This window comes from Microbulbifer mixtoriginis (SeqCode) (assembly GCF_052467515.1).
The window spans coordinates 2,584,820-2,601,569 of sequence record NZ_CP174314.1 but is presented as its reverse complement, the minus strand read 5'-3'; the positions used below and the strand labels follow the sequence as shown (position 1 = coordinate 2,601,569).

15 protein-coding genes are annotated in these 16,750 nt (G+C 44.0%); 5 read left to right on the top strand and 10 right to left on the bottom strand.

What is annotated here, in order from left to right; genetic code table 11:
* Positions 1–19 precede the first annotated feature (19 nt).
* Positions 20–1,573 carry an MFS transporter gene (locus ACJJIT_RS11035; protein WP_444898408.1) on the bottom strand — a complete coding sequence of 518 codons (1,554 nt, stop codon included), beginning with the start codon at positions 1,571–1,573 and terminating at the stop codon, positions 20–22.
* A gap of 319 nt (positions 1,574–1,892) precedes the next feature.
* Here ACJJIT_RS11035 and ACJJIT_RS11030 point away from each other — a divergent pair, with 319 nt between their 5' ends.
* Positions 1,893–2,354 (top strand): cupin domain-containing protein, encoded by a 462-nt coding sequence (locus ACJJIT_RS11030; RefSeq protein WP_444885217.1) that lies wholly within the window; start codon positions 1,893–1,895, stop codon positions 2,352–2,354.
* Between the two features lie 154 nt (positions 2,355–2,508).
* On the opposite strand, the gene pcp is transcribed toward ACJJIT_RS11030, so the two are convergent.
* The 9 genes from pcp to ACJJIT_RS10985 all read right to left on the bottom strand — a co-directional run bounded on the left by pcp (position 2,509) and on the right by ACJJIT_RS10985 (position 11,230).
* Positions 2,509–3,177: a pyroglutamyl-peptidase I gene (pcp, locus tag ACJJIT_RS11025; RefSeq protein WP_444898407.1), complete on the bottom strand. Its 669-nt coding sequence runs from the start codon at positions 3,175–3,177 to the stop codon at positions 2,509–2,511.
* A gap of 94 nt (positions 3,178–3,271) precedes the next feature.
* On the bottom strand, positions 3,272–3,691 hold the full coding sequence (locus tag ACJJIT_RS11020; RefSeq protein ID WP_444898406.1) for an ester cyclase: 420 nt from the start codon (positions 3,689–3,691) through the stop codon (positions 3,272–3,274).
* 257 nt (positions 3,692–3,948) lie between these two features.
* A complete protein-coding gene (locus ACJJIT_RS11015) occupies positions 3,949–4,410 on the bottom strand; it encodes a hypothetical protein (RefSeq protein ID WP_444885215.1) in 462 nt (153 codons plus the stop codon).
* Positions 4,411–5,117: 707 nt separating this feature from the next.
* Positions 5,118–5,519: a hypothetical protein gene (locus ACJJIT_RS11010; RefSeq protein WP_444898405.1), complete on the bottom strand. Its 402-nt coding sequence runs from the start codon at positions 5,517–5,519 to the stop codon at positions 5,118–5,120.
* 262 nt (positions 5,520–5,781) lie between these two features.
* Positions 5,782–6,390, bottom strand: coding sequence for an OsmC-related (seleno)protein (locus ACJJIT_RS11005; RefSeq protein WP_444898404.1), 609 nt, complete (start codon positions 6,388–6,390; stop codon positions 5,782–5,784).
* A 181-nt stretch (positions 6,391–6,571) separates the two neighbouring features.
* Positions 6,572–7,027: a hypothetical protein gene (locus ACJJIT_RS11000; RefSeq protein ID WP_444885212.1), complete on the bottom strand. Its 456-nt coding sequence runs from the start codon at positions 7,025–7,027 to the stop codon at positions 6,572–6,574.
* Between the two features lie 272 nt (positions 7,028–7,299).
* Positions 7,300–8,373, bottom strand: coding sequence for a 3-deoxy-7-phosphoheptulonate synthase (locus tag ACJJIT_RS10995; protein WP_444885211.1), 1,074 nt, complete (start codon positions 8,371–8,373; stop codon positions 7,300–7,302).
* 693 nt (positions 8,374–9,066) lie between these two features.
* Entirely contained in the window at positions 9,067–10,353 is a 1,287-nt protein-coding gene (locus tag ACJJIT_RS10990) for an NRAMP family divalent metal transporter (RefSeq protein WP_444898403.1), read from the bottom strand.
* Positions 10,325–11,230, bottom strand: coding sequence for a LysR substrate-binding domain-containing protein (locus ACJJIT_RS10985; RefSeq protein WP_444898402.1), 906 nt, complete (start codon positions 11,228–11,230; stop codon positions 10,325–10,327). Before ACJJIT_RS10985 ends, ACJJIT_RS10990 begins: the two co-directional genes overlap by 29 nt.
* A 184-nt stretch (positions 11,231–11,414) precedes the next feature.
* Here ACJJIT_RS10985 and ACJJIT_RS10980 point away from each other — a divergent pair, with 184 nt between their 5' ends.
* The 4 genes from ACJJIT_RS10980 to ACJJIT_RS10965 all read left to right on the top strand — a co-directional run bounded on the left by ACJJIT_RS10980 (position 11,415) and on the right by ACJJIT_RS10965 (position 16,301).
* Complete coding sequence (locus tag ACJJIT_RS10980; protein WP_444898401.1) at positions 11,415–13,082, top strand: amidohydrolase family protein; 1,668 nt, start codon at positions 11,415–11,417, stop codon at positions 13,080–13,082.
* An 18-nt stretch (positions 13,083–13,100) separates the two neighbouring features.
* A complete protein-coding gene (locus ACJJIT_RS10975; RefSeq protein ID WP_444898400.1) occupies positions 13,101–14,237 on the top strand; it encodes a dipeptidase in 1,137 nt (378 codons plus the stop codon).
* Between the two features lie 16 nt (positions 14,238–14,253).
* Positions 14,254–14,838 carry a hypothetical protein gene (locus tag ACJJIT_RS10970; protein ID WP_444898399.1) on the top strand — a complete coding sequence of 195 codons (585 nt, stop codon included), beginning with the start codon at positions 14,254–14,256 and terminating at the stop codon, positions 14,836–14,838.
* A 515-nt stretch (positions 14,839–15,353) separates the two neighbouring features.
* Positions 15,354–16,301, top strand: coding sequence for a 2-dehydropantoate 2-reductase (locus ACJJIT_RS10965; RefSeq protein WP_444898398.1), 948 nt, complete (start codon positions 15,354–15,356; stop codon positions 16,299–16,301).
* Positions 16,302–16,750: the final 449 nt, after the last annotated feature.

Here is a 16,750-nt window from a genome sequence, read left to right as displayed (position 1 = left end):
ATTTGTAACTGATGACTACTTATAATGCCCCATCTTTGCTAAGAAACTGAGTGGTATTTCTGAAAAGTAAACTAGCCAGTAACCCAGTGAGAGATAAGCAGAGAAAAGCGATCATTAACGCATGAAATCCAGAGTGAAATGATGCTTGCCCCCACTCCAAAACTTGAGAATGTAGCGAAGAATCTGGGAAAATTCTTGTTATTTTTTTAAGAGGTTGAGCTCCAGTTATAAAGGGGAGAACATCCAGCATATTAACTTGGTGCTCATTGGAGAGAGTTTCTTTTGAGAGCATTGTGAAAGTTCGGACACTGACAGTGCTTACTATTATTCCTGTGAATGATATTCCTGCAGCATACCAGAGGTAGGTGTTAGAGATGAACAGCCCATAAGCTGCTCCCTTTTCATTTTTTGGGGCACTTTGAACTGCTGCAAGATTGGTTGAGGAGTACATTATTCCGGCAGTAATACCCATAAAGACCATCCCGAATATGAGGTAATGCCAGGACAGTTTATCTGGCATCAGTATTAGTGATAGAGCAGCTGTTAGACAGGTAAATTGGGCAAAGACGATGGAGGGGATGGGGTTGAATTTATTATTGAATATTCCAGCTGCAATTGAGGAAAAGCATAAGAATATTGTCATTGTGAGAATGATGAGGCCAACCTTGGCAGCTTCATAGCCAAGTATATTCTCTAGGTATAAAGGTAAAATAAATAGGAAAGAGCCAAATATCATTTGAAAGCATGCGCGAGTTATAAGTAATCCTTGGAAAAGTTTGCTTTGGAGTAGGTTCAGGTTTATCAATGGTTGGGGTAGGGTTCTCTGCCAAAGGAAAACAAAAATTAAGATAACTAAAGAGGATGCAAGAGGTAGAATAAACTGAAAGCTGGCTATTCCTTTGTGAGGTTCAAGGTTAAGTGAAAGTAATATTAGGAGGTAGGCCGCTAGAATAAGAAATCCTGATTTGTAATGAATATATATTTTTTTGTTTTGAGAATCTCTTTTTGCGAAAATTTGCAAGATGGTGAGACATAGCAAGCATACAGGAATATTGATTAAAAAGGCCCATCTCCAACCCAGGTGGGTGACAATAAAGCCGCCTAGAATCGGGCCTATTGACTGAGCTGTAGCGGTAAAGATCACCAGTAGGCCAACGGCTAGGCCTTGTTCAGACTTTTGAAAGTGGCTTTCCGCTAGAACAAAAATCATGCCGAAAGAGGCTGCCATGCCAGATCCTTGTATAAACCTGCCGGCGATTATGGTCTCAAGGTTGGGGGCTGCACTGGCAATTACTGATCCTAGAAGAAAAATGGTTATGCCCAGCATGAGGGTGTTTTTATGACCAAATCGATCTCCAAACTTACCCGTAGTAATGATTAGCCCGCCCATGGCAATAAGATAAATATTGTTAACCCACTGCAGCTGATATATTTTTGCGGAAAAATTTTCTCCTATAGTAGGGATCGCAAGGTTGATCACGGTGACATCAATATTGATGATCATTAGGCCAAGTCCAAGGCCGCCTAGTACCCACCATCGATGTTGATAAGGAAGTTCCGTTTGCTTACTCATGCCGTCCAATTAATCATGACTTTAGGGAAAGTGAGGGGATCTTTTTAGCTTGTAAGTAAAATATCTCAATAAATGAATATGTATCTGCTATCAGAATTTTGGAGTGTCTTTAGTTTCTCTAGAATCTCATTATGTATGGTAATTGAATGCTTGATATTAAAAGTTATAGCTTTTTTATAGGGGAGCTATTACTTATTGGATTGGACTGTAACAATATATGACAGTGATGTTCATTATTTGGTTGTCTACTTGAACCTATCAAATTTTAGGGGGCATCTATTGTTGATTAAGTTGATCTGAAATCTGAGTGGAGAAAGGTATGGGGCTAAATTTAAGGCGTGTAGTAACAGGGCATGATAATTCTGGTAGACCTATTGTGGTTCTAGATGACAGCGGTGAACATATATCTAGCTGGCGCTCGCATATGGAACAGCAACAATTCTGGACGACAGTTGAGCTGCCCGTTGAGATTGACTCAGAGAATAGTGATAAGGGCGCACGTGAGGTTGGCACTGTGATACCTGGTGGCTCAATCTTCAAGGTGGTGGAGTTTGGTCCTGGGGTAACTCCTCGTATACACCGCACAGATAGCCTGGATTATGCAATTGTACTCTCCGGAGAGATCGACATGGAGATGGGGGAGGATACGGTAATCCACTTATCGGAAGGTGATGCTTTAATTCAGCGAGCTACCGTTCATAACTGGGTCAATCGGGGAGATAAACCCTGCAGAATTGCGTTCGTATTAATCAGTGCCCAGGGCGATACTGCTATCGGTTAGCGACGGGCTATTAAAAGATAGTGGGGAAGGATACGCCACCCATGAGTTAAGTGAAGAATTATTGATTGTGAGCCTATCGGAGCAGGCTTGCTATTCATTAGAAAGACATCTCTCTGGGCATCAGGCGGTGTAAATATACAACGCTGAAACCGGGCTAAATTTGGGGCTTGGAGAGAATAGGTTCATCAATATCCTCAGTGTGCCCCAGTGCAGATTCAATTCCGGCATGCACTCCGAGAGCCGCTGTCTCTCTCGACATACTGGGGGTGCCGATGTTTTCTGCCAGCGCGGCTACTTGAGGTAATTGAGGAAGGTGTATCCAGCCTGCGCGAATATCCAGCTGATTGGTAATAATATAGTGAAGTACCCCGTACATCAGGTGGTTACAGCAGAAGGTGGCGGCAGTGTCGGAAATATCTGCGGGAGCGCCGGCATTGCGCATGGCTTTTACCATAGCGCGAAGTGGTAGATTACTGCGATAGGCCACCGGGCCATTGGGTATGGTGGGCTCGTCCTGCATCTCCACCCCGCGGTTATCTTTAAGGCGGTAGCGTGTTGAGTCATTATAGTTTTGTGCAATTCTCTCTACAGTGATAACTGCACGGCCGGCATATTCACCGAGCATCATCACTATTTGTGGGCGAAGTTCGTTAATAGCCCTCGTGACGATCTCGATACATTCGAAAAAATTGTTTGGCACAAGTAGACCGCAGACTTCAGCGCTGCCAATGCGGGTGCCATCCAGTACACGCATCACGGTTTCGGCCGGGTTGATTGGTGTATGGCCAAAAGGTTCAAATCCAGTAACAAGAACTTTTGTCATGGCAGTTTATTGTTGATAGTAATTCGATGAGATCCGTATCTAACTAAATCCCCGAATTCACATTTATCAGATCCGGGGTTTTAGCTCCTAGGGTTTACTGGATCAGCCCCAGCTCCTCAAGGAAAGAGTATTTATCCCAATCCACCCAGCTTTCTACCATCTTTCCACCTTCGTAGCGATCAGTATGGGTGCCTGTCCAGCTGCTGGTTTTATTGGTGGCCTCATACTGCATGAATTTACCTGTGTGAGTGGCCGTTACGCGCCAACGGGTACATACATAATCACCCTCTGCAATTTGCAGTAAAATCTCCATTTTTACGTCGGAGAAGCTATTGTGAAACTCCTTCACTAAGTCTTGCCACTCTTCCAGCGTTTCTGTTGAGGTACCTCCAGAGGCATCTGGCATTTGGTGATTTTTGTAATTGGCAGATAAATAATCTGAGGCTTCATGTGGGGTGTTGTCCCCCCAAAGCTCAAGTAACTTTTTAGAAGTTGCTTTATGGTTGGCGGACATAGTGCTCTCCAGGATTGTGGATGGCGACATTTGTGTTGTTAGGCAGGGCAAGCATAGTGTAGAGAAGGAAAAATGCCCTATTGAGGCTGCTAGAAATTGTCCTTTTACACGGCTATTCGATCAGTCTTCCGATTGTGTATCGTTTTGATATTGTTCGACAAAGGTTTCAGAAAGGTTCAACCAACAAGAAAGGGGCCTTGCGGCCCCTTAAGTTTGCTTCGCAAACTCTATTGATAGGTCATCAGTTACTAATCCTGTTAGCGGTAGTTACTGATGCACTGATTGTATTCGCGGATGTAGATCTTACCACCATTCGCATGGTTACGGTTCGCCTTGTCTGCCGCGAAATTCATGCAGCCTCTTACTTGGTCTTGAGTCAGACCGTAGTAGCGAGGCGTAGGCGCACGCCAATAGTAGTTAGGTCGAGAACCGCGCCAGTAATAACGAGGCTGAGAACCGCGCCAGTAGTAACGGGGCTGAGAACCGCGCCAATACATATTTCTGGGCTGCTCATATTGACGGATAGCAGTGGGCGGATTTACTGGGTAAAAATAACGGCCTTGTTCATTAAAGGCATAAAAGGTATTTCCGCTTTGATAGTAAGTCTTGCCGAGTATTTGTACTGGTGAAGAGCCGGCAGGTAGCTGAGCGAGACGCTCTTGGGCTACACCGTACCCCGCAAGAGAGAACAGTAAGATCATTGAAAATAAATAGCGCATAACGTTTTCTCCTTCTCCCAACTTGGCAACAAGTCTACTCAAATGTGTGTTGTGTCCCAATGCGCTCTATTGGAAGTTTCGGTTGCTTCACCACTAGTTTTAAAGACTACAACGAAATAAAGGAAAATAAACCAATAGTAAAGTTTTCTGATATTTTCTTGGGGTGCAAAAATTGCTCTAATTGATGATGTTTTTAGGGAATTTAAATTCTATTCCATGGCAAAGGTAACAACAGGGCAGGTAAAAGTGTTTATCAGTTGGGGGGGATATGAAGTTGATTGTCTTTTGGTCGTCTAGCACTGAAAAGGGCTTTGCCATGAGATGAATGTATTTTTTTATTTTCAGTTGCGTGGCTGGGGGGGGGAATTCTGTGAGTATTAATGATACCTGTTGTGTTTAACCTATATAAGGACACTAGTGGGGCCTACTTTGCTGGAGGTGCGGATGTCTCCAGGGAGTGATGTTTGCCATGCAGAGCAGGGTTGGCTAGTGGCTGGATAGGGTATTTACTAGGTTTTATTGCTACATCGGTTGACTTGGTGGGATTGTTGCTTTGTATTTGGCTGGTTTTGCTAGTTCTTAATCTTTTATCATAGTGTATCAAAGCGTATTGTTGAGCGCAGATGAAAAGTCACCCAGTCTAGCTATTAGTCGCTCGCAAAAGATGGAGGGGTTTAAAAAGTCTTCTGAATTAAGCTCCTCATTTACTACGGGTTTGGTAATAGCCTACGGGTGTTTTCTAAACACATATTGTATTCGCGTATATAGACTTTGCCGCCCTTAGCAGGATTGGCATTAGCCTTGTCTGCTGCCATATTCATACAGCCTGCAACTTGTCCTCGGGTCAGCCGCGGCCTTGCTTCCGGACGAGTAGAACGAAAAGATAGGTTTCTTGGGCGTTCATATTGGCGAATAGCGGTAGGAGGATCTACCGGATAGTAGTAACGTCCTTTTTCACTAAATGCATAGAAGTTATTGCCACTTTGGTAGTCAGTTTTTCCGAGAATTTGTAGTGGCTGGGCGTCAGTTGGAAGCTGTGCGAGTCGCTCTTGAGCCGTGCTAATATTGGCAATAGAGAATAACAATAGTACCAAAAATAAAAAATGCATTGTGCGACCTCCCTCGCGCAACCTAGCAGAATTTTACTTTAGTCAAATGTAAGCCCCAATGTGCGTTTTAGGGCTCCTATCTGCTGTGAGAAAGATAATTTTAATGTGATTAATAAAGACATTTTCACTTTTTCACAAAAAATTGAGCAAATTAATCTATAGGGAGGCGGCATATGGGGAGCAGAGGTCTGAATTCGGAAGCTTTTGGTTTCATAATCTGTCTGCTAGCGCTTCACCCTGAGTATCACGAAGCCAGCTGGGTTTATGTAAAAGGTATAGGTTTGTCGTTGAGATAAAGAGAGGTTGTGACAGGTGTGGCTTTGGCTACCGTTTGTAGCGACATACAGGCTTGCCGGCAGCAGTGGGCAAACTCCACGAGTTTTTCCTCGGTCTCATCACTTTCTATAATCAAGTGAATCTCCACCCGGTCACCCTGGCCAAATACCTTTTCGGGTTGAATTCCACCAAAGTTAAGAGTGGTTGAAAATTCGGTCTTTTGTTCAAGCCTTACCTGCTTAAGTTGAATATCAGAGAGTTGTGCCAGCATCTCTACATGAGACATCATGCAGAGTGCCAACCCTGCAGAAAAGTACATGATGGGTGATGGAGCGCTACCCCGGCCTCCAACCGCAGTTCCTTCATCACATATCAGCTCCCAAGTTCCTCCATTAGGCACATTCGAGAAAATAGTTGCCTTCTTTAAGTGATGTCCTTGGGGCATTTGTTCCACATTGATATGGGCATGAAATCTTAAAAGCTCCCCCTGTTTCACTTTGTCCAGGTGAGGTGGGGGAAATGTATCTTGCTCAGCGTCATCATTAAGCTTACGAACAATGGTTGTCGAGGACATATCCCATTCTACGGATTCCATAGTGGGTACCTCTTAATGGTTGTGGGTTGGCTTTGAAAGTGCCAGATGCTCAAAAGAACATAGAAATGTCGGTAGTTTAGAGTTTCTGCTGAGGGCTCCCCAATTGCAGGGGGAAAATCAGGGTGTGTAAATGTGAGGCTTTTCGCAGAGCCTCAAGAGTTATGGTATTTGTCTATTGATCTTAGGCAAGCAGTGCTAGGCCTGTCCGTTGTTCTAACTCATAAGCATAGCGTTGAGCTTCTTTTAATTGCTGGTAGGACCTTGCCGTAATGCCCTCATTAAAAGTCGCGTATTTGAAAATAAGCACTACCTGATAGCTGGTATGGCCACTTCTGCTCTCTTTAGAGTGGTTAGAGTAGGAAACTATTTTAATACCTTTGAAAATCGTGAGGGGCTTTTCTTCTGTCCAGTTGTGCCAGAGAATTCGATTTTGAGACACGTACTGCCTAGTTTCAAAATCAATATAGTGATCTTTCTTGAACGAAAAAGTGATTACGGCGAGAAGGCAAAGTAGGGTGGTGGCAATCCAGGAGAATACAGAGCCAGTATCTAGGGCAAAGCTAAGGCTCACAAAGAGCCATATCAGAACAAAACCACCCAGTATATAGGTAAGTATTTTATTAGACTGCAGTTCCATTTAGCTGCTTCTATTCTAAAAGATTTATTCTTGATCAATATTTGTACAGGCTTGATTCCCTGCCTATCTGGAAAACCGCTTCCTATGCCCTGTTTACTGTGGGGAGGGTACTCCTACGGCGTCCCATTGTCAGCCTTTCTGAGGCTTTTGGTGGTTAGGAGATATCTAAGCTCGCCATGAGGGCGCTTGGGAGGGGCTGGCAGTCAGTATTAGAAATAAATAGCTGCAAGTTAGAGAAAAGGGGGGACGCAGCCCCCTATAAAGTCACATACTTAGAAAGTTCTACTCTTCAGTGGCTCTCGCAATTGTTCGGCCATACCCAGTAATAGGGACTCGGTAGTTTCCCAATCGATACACTTGTCGGTAACAGAGACGCCGTATTCCAGGTCATTCAGATTGGCGGGAATCTTCTGGTTACCGGCTTTCAGATTACTCTCCACCATAATGCCAATAATTGATTGATTACCATCAAGAATCTGGTGAGTCACGTTATCTACCACCAGGGGCTGTAATTCGTGATTTTTATTGGAGTTGGCGTGGCTGCAGTCGACCATGATATTGGGGGTAATACCGGCGCTGCGTAGTTCCTGTTCACACATGGCAACGCTGACCGAATCGTAATTTGGTTTGTCGTTACCGCCGCGAAGCACAACATGGCCATAAGGGTTGCCGGAGGTATGAATAATGGCAACCTGACCGCGCTTGTTGATACCGAGGAATCTGTGGGGATTAGCGACAGATTGCAAGGCATTAATCGCTACTTCTAATCCGCCATCGGTACCATTCTTAAAGCCCACAGCAGAGGAGAGGCCGCTGGCCATTTCCCGATGGGTTTGGGATTCGGTAGTGCGTGCGCCAATGGCTGACCAGGAAATCAGATCTTGCAGGTATTGGGGAGAGATTGGATCCAGTGCTTCTGTCGCGGTGGGCAGCCCCAGTTCGGCGACATCTAAAAGTAGCTTGCGGCCGATATGAAGGCCTTCCTCAATCTTGAAGGAATCATTCAAGTGGGGATCGTTGATCAGGCCCTTCCAACCAACTGTGGTGCGGGGCTTTTCGAAATAGACTCGCATTACTATCAGCAGGGTATCGGAAACCTTATCTGCCACCGCTTTCAGGCGCTTGGCATAATCCATTGCAGCGTCCACATCGTGAACGGAGCAAGGTCCGATAACCACCATCAAGCGGTGGTCTTTACGATCGAGGATATCACGCACGGCGCTGCGCCCTTTGGCGACGGTCGCTTCGGCTGCATCGCTAATGGGGAGCTCTGCTTTCAGCATCTCCGGGCTGATCAGGACTTCCTGGGAGACGACATTCAGGTCGTCGAACTGCTGTGTAGTCATAGCGTCTTCTGATTACTCTGTTCCTTAGTGCCGCTCTGCACCTGCAGGCGGATGACTTATCCTACTGTGCCGCAAAGAATAGGGCGAGGGTTTCATTTGCAACCAAATATTTGGCCTGATATTGGGATGTGTATTTGTATTTTTCCTATGACAGTTTGGCACTTAAGGAGCGTTTAGAGGAAGTCGCTTAGGAGAGTTTTGGCGTGGAAGAAGTGATGATTTGGAGCTTCATCAGTTGAGTACAAGCCTACCTATGAGTACCCAGTGATTAAGAGGTGATCAATGGGCCTTCCTTTTGGGGTTGTTCATGCTGAAAGGAGCTAGCTTATGATGAGCCACTCATTAAGTGAGAGGTTCAGTTTTACAGAGGTAGGAATAGCATTCCAAGTAACCACCTTGATAGATCTAATGCCAACTGATTAGATGGCTTAACTCAGGGTAAAAAATTTAGTCTGTAGCTGAAACGATTTATATAACCTTTGCGGGAGAGTTCAGAAGTACCCCTGAATATGAGGGCAGTATTCATGAAGTAAGCTGATTTCCCCGGACTGCAACTTGTGTCAACAAAGTACTAGGAAAGCTTAAGATGAAGACGGATTGATCTCTAAGGCTTAGATGACCTTAGATGTTGCGCTCATCCCTGAGCTTTACTTTTATAGACTTTTCAAGCCGGCTGATGTTGCAAAGGAATAGTTAGTTACTCAAGAAGCGCCAATAAATAAAGTAAAAGCTAAAACCTATCATTAGGCACAGGCAGGCATAAGTGTAAACTAAGTACCATCCCTTTAAGTGATGTTCTCTTGGTACCCATTTCCCGTTCATAACAAGAATGTTGAGTAAAGCAAAGATTGGAGCACAAACGAAAGATAAAGTGGTTACAAAGTCGATAAGGTTTTTTAACTGATCAGCAAATAGGGAGATAATAAACCAGCTTATAAGGCTTAGTATAACAAGGGTGGATACGTATACTCTGTTTTCGGGGATCTTGATACTATTCGATGATCTCAAGGCACTTCTCCAAACTTGAGGAAACCCATCGGAGACTGCAAAGGTAGTTGAGAAAAGCGCGATAAAGCAGATAATACTGATTGTTAAATGGCTCCAGTCACCTAGAGATTCGGTATAAATATTGATTAGCTGACCAGCAAATATGCCTGCAGATTGAGATAGTTCAATATCTTTCCCAAACATTACTAATGCGCCTAGCCATACAAATACAATCGCTAATAACAAACTGGTGAAATAGCCAACCTTAAAGTCAAATATGAGAGATTTCCTGGCAAACCCTCTATCTGGTTTTTCCTTTATCCTTCGCTCCGACCAAATAGAGTGCCAAACAGAAACTTCAATCGAAGTTGGCATCCAGCCGACTAAGGCGACAACAAATGCGATGCTCACAGCTGGTACTATATCGGCTGTTAAATGGGATTTAGAGGGAAGAAGCCCATATTGACTTATTGCAGCAATGAGTGTGATCAAGCTGGCAATAGCCAGTATGAGGACCATCCACTTTAAACTTTCATTCAGCCATTTAAATTGACCAGCAATCAATATTGCACAGGTAATGACCAGAATGATGGCAGACCACTCTGAAACATTTAGGATATCGCCAAATAAATTGAGCGCTAAAGCAGCTGTGACAATCGTAACTGCAGCTTGAACAAAGAACATTGTTAGAAATGTGAGAGCCATATAACTATAAAAACCAAGTCGACTGTGTTTTTTATAGCCTTCCAATAAACTCTCGCCGGTGACAGCAGCGTACTCTGGACCGATTTTGAAAAAAGGGTATTTGACTAAATGAGCTAGGAAAATAAAACCAATCAAAGCGAAAGCGTAATCTGCACCTGCGCGAGTAGACTGCACGATATGAGATATGCCAATACTGCTTGCAACCCAAATGATACCAGGGCCTAGATTTGAGTAAGTACGTTTGAATACATCCATTGAATCAGAACTGCTCGGAATGATGTTGCTCAAAATAGCTCTTAGCCACATCTATAAAGGTTTTAACCTTCAGGGAAAGTTCGCAGCGATGAGGGTAGAGCGCAAAAATAGTTAGTGGCTTTATTGTGAATCTAGGTAGAATCTCAGTGAGCTGGCCAGAGTCGACATAAGATTTGACAGAGTAATAAGGGGCTTGGATTATTCCTTGTCCCTCAGCAGCTGCCTCATTCAATAGCCTCCCATTGTTAGATTGCCAGGCCCAGGGGAGTTTGATTTTTTTTATCTCTTCTTTGTCTTGAAATAGCCAGTGATCCCCTCGTATGCTGTGGTTAAAGAAAAGTAATTGATGCTTCTTTAATGACTCCATGTTTTCAGGGAGCCCATTCTTTTCAATGTAAGAATCACTTGCCCAGAGTGCTAGCTTAGTTTTCGCGATAGATTGGACGATATAGCTAGAGTCGGGTAGTTCTGGTGCGATTCTAAAAACGAGATCGATTTTATTGTCGAGTAAATCGAGTGGGTCATTGCTGAGGTGAAAATCCAGGAATACCTGAGGATATAGCCTGCGGTAATTGGCAATCAATCCTGAAAAATATTGACTGCCTAGCTCTATGCTGGTCGATATCGATAGCCTGCCTCTGGGCTCTTGATTATATTCTGACATCGCCTGGTCGACGGAGTGGAGTTTTTTTAGTATTGGTGAAATTTGCTTATAGTAATCATCGCCCGCTTCGGTTATTGATACTTTGCGTGTATTGCGCATCACCAACAGGCAGCCCAGTTCCTCTTCTAACTGCTTAATGTACTTACCAACCATTGCTGCGGAAATGCCGAGTTCGCGAGCAGCAGCTGCAAAGTTTTGTTTTTCGCATACCAAACAGTATGCCTCAAGGGCGTGTAACTTGTTCATTGACTCCCCTGATGGCTAGTCTTCTTCTCTTCTTAAGGTGGGCGTAAACTGGAGTATACCGATAAGCATAATAAACCAATAGTTTATATACTATAAACTTAAATGACATTTAAAGTGCATCCCAAATGACGCAAAATTTTGCTATTAGGTTAAAATTCCCCACAGTCTTCTTTTAGATAAGTACATGAAAATAAAACAAATTTTTATTCTAGTGGCTCTATACATTGCTACCAACGGCGTTGTATTCGCAGAGGATAGTAAGCTAGAGCAAGTCTTGCTCATTAACGCCAATATAGTGGACGTTAAATCGCTCAAAATTGATGAAAGACAGTCGATTCTTATCGAAGGCGATAAGATCAAGAGAATTTCTTCAACGAATAAGCTCTCCAAAGTGAGGGGGGCCAGTGTTGTTGATTTAAAAGGGAAGTTTGTAATCCCCGGCCTGATAGATGCGCATGTCCACCATGCAACAGATCCGGATAGCTGGGATAAATTGTCAATCACTACTGAGCGACTTCGATACCTGCTTCGTGGTGGTGTCACTTCTGTGAGAGATATGGGCGGTGATGCGCGAGCCTTGGCATACTTAAGGCGTCAAGCAGAGGTCGACGCCATCGCTTCGCCAGACATCTACTTTTCAGTCATTATTGGTGGGGAATCCTTCTTCTCGGATCCGAGAACCATTGCCTCAGCTAAAGGGCGTACACCAGGCCACACAACATGGATGAGAGCGGTAGATCATAATTCAGATATGGACTCAGTAATGCTCCAGGCCATAGGCGCTGGAGCAACAGGCATCAAGATATATGCAGATGTTGAGGCCGAGACAGTGCCATTGCTTGCAAATGCAGCCAAAAGACATGGTTTAAAAGTCTGGTCGCATGCTTATATTGGCCCCTCCAAACCTTTGGATATTGTCAATGCTGATGTTGAGACTATTTCACATGCCTCTGATATGTCCGCTCAGTTAGTTGATAACTTCAAGGCGTGGCGCAGGAAAACTGCTGAATTCGATGATTCAACTTGGGAAAAAATGCTACAAAAAGATAGCTATTTAGATCTTTTTGATGCGATGAAAGAGAAAGGGACAATATTAGATGCGACGCTTACAGTATTTGAAAGAAGAAATGACTTAAACGAAAAATACAGGCAGATTGATCAGCTCAGTACACAAATGACACAATTTGCCTATCAAAGCGGCATTACCATTGCGGCTGGCACGGATGCATTTAGTGACCTTGAAAATGACACTACACCGATGATTCATCATGAGCTAAAGCTGCTCGTAGATGAAATCGGCATGACACCTCTCGAGGCAATTCAAGCTGCAACTTTAAATGCTGCGAAAGTGATAGGGATAGAAGGTTCTGTCGGTAGTATTGAAGAGGGAAAGAAAGCAAACATGGTTGTGCTTTCAGAAAGTCCCGAAACAAATATTGAAAATAGCCAGGCGATAGCTCATGTAGTAAAGAACGGTCGTTTTATTTTTATTGGTGACGACCCACAGTTGCCTTTCTCTTCTTCACGTGAAATGAATGGAACCATTTGGTTATCCGGGCAAATCGGTAATCATCCTTCAACTTTAACCTTGGCAGGTGAAAGTCTGGAAGCTCAGATGCATCAAACAATGAAGAATATTGGCCAAGTTCTTGAGAGCAAAAACCTGGGCTTTGACGATGTAGTTAAGTGTACTTTGATGCTCGCTGATATTGATGATTGGCCAGCGGCGAACAACGTCTACATCCAGTACTTCAGTGGGAAAAAACCAGCGAGGAGTGCTTTTGCAGCAAGCGGCCTGGCACTTGATGCCAAAGCTGAAGTGGAATGTATTGCTTCACGAAGCACTGATTAATTCTGGAGTGGGGATCTTATGAGCGATATAAATAGAAGAGCACTAATTAAATCTCTAGTATCAGGTGGCGTTGGTTCATATTTGGCTATTAACTCGGGTATATTAAATGCTTTTTCTGGGGTTAATGCAGGAAAATCAACGTGGAATTCATACGGTTCATCGATTGTAATTGATGGTCTCAGCGTAGCATTCTCGCTCAGGGAGCCAGTCTCTGAAGAAGCCCTGGGAATATTCAAGAGCTCGGGGATTAGTGCCTTGAATATGACAGTTCCCTATCCAGGTGATGACTATTCCGAGACTTTAAAGAAGGTTGAAAAAGCTAAGTCCATTATCGGGCAGAACTCAAACTACTTGCGCTTAATTCAATCCGCATCAGATATCCTGAAAGCGAAGCAGGAGAGTAAGCTCGGTATCATAATGGGATTCCAATCAACTGAAATGTTTGATGAGTCACTTTCAGGTATTTCAGAATTCGCCAAAATGGGCGTTAAGATAATGCAGGTATCCTATAATGGTCCTTCTATCCTTGGCAGCGGCGGTCTCGTTAAGGAGGATTCAGGGATAACTTCCCTTGGCAAGAAAGCCATAGAAATAATGGAGGCGGAGAAAGTTCTGATCGACCTCTCGCATTCAGGAAAGAAGACAGTTTCCAGTGCTATCAGTCAATCAAAAAGACCGGTTGTGATCTCTCATACTGGCTGCAACGCAATTTACGACCACCCTAGAAATAATGACGATACAGAATTAAAAGCTGCTGCAGACACCGGTGGCTTGGTTGGAATCTACTTAATGCCATTTTTGGAAGGTGGCGAGCATGAAATAAAGGCCGATGTGGTAATAGAACATATACTGCATGCCTATAAAGTATGCGGTGAAGATCATATTGCCATAGGTAGTGACCAAGGCGTAGTGCCGGTCAATGATGGTCCTGAGTATCGAGAAAGTATTCGTAAGGAAGTTGAGCGTCGTATTGCGGCTGGAATTTCGGCGCCCGGCGAAACACCAAATCGTCCACCGTTTATTCCGGAATTAAACTCCGAGAGACGGATGGAGCTTATTGCCTATAAGTTAAGCCAAAAAGGAATTCCTGATCGAGTGGTAGAAAAAATAATTGGTAAAAACTGGTTGCGTGTTTTTGCTACCGTATGGAATTAAAGGGAGGTGAGATTCAATGGTTAAATATATAAAGTTTGATGATGTTCTATCTCGACTGGTTGTTTGTGTTACGCTTCTCTTTTCACCTTTGCTTTTTGCTGAAGAGCTTAGCACTTACTCAGAATTTCCAAAAGATTCAAAGACGGAAGTAATTCCTTTTCCGATCGAATTTGCCTCAGATATCACCTTGAATGGTATTGAAGAGCTTGTGTTTCTGCCTGGCATGTATAAACAAGAAAAAGAAGATTTTTTTAGCTATGCTTTTTCTTGGACTCACAAGCCAGAGAAGAATCAATTTTTTGGAAAGTTAGAAATTCAGGATTTTATAGCCGCCTACTATAGGGGGTTGTACAAAGCTGTCACTGAAGGCAAAGAGTTTGAGCCTACTATTACAATGGAGTGGGTTGATGGTAAGTATACTGGCCAGATAAAGTGGATTGAGCCATTTGTAACTAAAAAAGAACAGACCCTCTACTTTAAAGGGGATCAAGTTAACTGTAAAAAAACGAGTGAGCTTCGGTGGTACTTTATTGTTTCTCCACAGAATTCCTCTCATCCTGTATGGAGAGAACTTCAGTCGATAAAGCCCAAAAGCTGTTAGTGATAAAAATCAAATGTTATCAATCCTTATAAAGTATTTTATTTTAGAGAAAATCATAGAAAGCGCACAGCTTATACTCATCTGATTTTCAGAAATTTTTTTGGTCTTTTAGGTGAATAGGCCCTAAGTGTTTCTCTGCTTTGGGCCAGCTCCGTTCGTCATAAACAATGACTTAGCTGTCTGGGGTAGCAACCTAGCCGGCAATTTATTAGTATCCGGCTATCAGTAAATTCCTTCTTATATAAAGTATCTCTTATCTTTAAAGAATCTACACTACTACCAGCATTCAAAGGCTGAGGGATGGCTATATATACCTTTACGAGAAACGCATCTGGTTGGGCTTATAACATGGTTCGATTGTCCTAACAGCAATAGTCGAGTAGATTTTTTTTCTCCAGGTCTTAATGCAAAAGCTAAAGTAATAGTTAGGCGTTGCTTTCAAAGCCCTTTTGATTGCTATTCTTAGCAAGTCGATATGGTTTAAAGACCATTTGAAGCGCGGGGAAAAGAACGAGATGAATATTATTGTTATGGGCGCCGGAGCCCTCGGAAGCTACTTTGGCGGCCACCTGGCGAGGGCAGGACACAAAGTGCTCTTTATTGCTCGAGGGAGGCAGCTGAAGGCACTTAAAGAGCGTGGTTTAACCGTGATGCCACTTGAAGAAGAGCCCTTTACTATCCAGGTTGATGCTGCGGAGACTACGACTTCGGTGGGGGGAGTGGATCTAATCCTATTCTGCGTTAAGACTTACGATACCGAAGCAGCCATAAAGCTTATCGCCCGTGCTGTAGGTGAAGACACAAAGGTGCTTACCCTGCAGAATGGTGTCGACTCCTTGGATTCCCTGAACGAAGCCTTTGGGCGAAAAGCTATTCTGGGCGGTATCTCATGGACTAATGTGGCGATCGAAGAGCCTGGAGTTGTGCGGCACAGATATCCCGGCCCACTTGTCTTTGGTGATCCAAATGCAACTGGCTCAAAGCGCACCCAAGTGCTTAAAGATACATTTCTACAAGCTGGGGTTGTCGCTGATGTCAGTGATGATATCACTCGGGCTATTTGGGAGAAGTTCCTGTTCATCTGTGCGGTGAATGGAATGACAGCACTCACACGATTGCCTGTGGGTACGCTTCTAGCCTGCCATGCCTCTCGTGAGTTATTTGTTGACATTATGTGTGAGGTTTATTCCTTAGCACGGCGAAGTGGAATAGAGCTTTCGGCGGATACGGTTGAGCGTACAATTAGGCATATGGAGAGGGAGTTGCCTCCTGGAGTACTCAATAAGACTCTTGGTTCGATGTACTTCGATATAGCATCTGGAAGGCGCCTAGAGCTTGAGTCTCTAAATGGTGCTGTTGTGCAAAGAGGGAAGCAGCTGAAGGTAGCAACACCGGTTAACAGTTTTGTCTACGGGGCATTGAAGCCCTGGTCCAATGGCGAGCCTATGCGCAATGGGGTATAACAAGTTGAGCAAATACCCCGTATATAGCGCTTGATTCAAACGTTTTGCTCCCATTTCCTTGATCAGTGTACACAAATAAGCCGTTGCTGAGCCGGATTCGGGGTTACTTCATAAAAACACAATCATGGAGTTCTTGGGTTAATGGTTTGGAGTAGTCGATAACTCCCGGTTACCAGATACCGCCAATGTGGTCATGTAGTGACCTATCTCGCCCTCCCCATTACAACTATGCCTCAATGGTCTCGCGTATCTGGAATCCCCTGGAGCTACCGGATCAGTGTGATGTCATGATCGAAAAGGATTGTTATAGTAATAATATTAGCTGGAGGGGCCTGTGACTGTGTTCCTCACCTAGAAGGTGGCTTCAGCACGGACCATAGGCAGCAGATAAATGAAGGGGAGGCATCCCCACTGAGTAAAGGCACGCTCGCAACAACTAGAGGACTAGG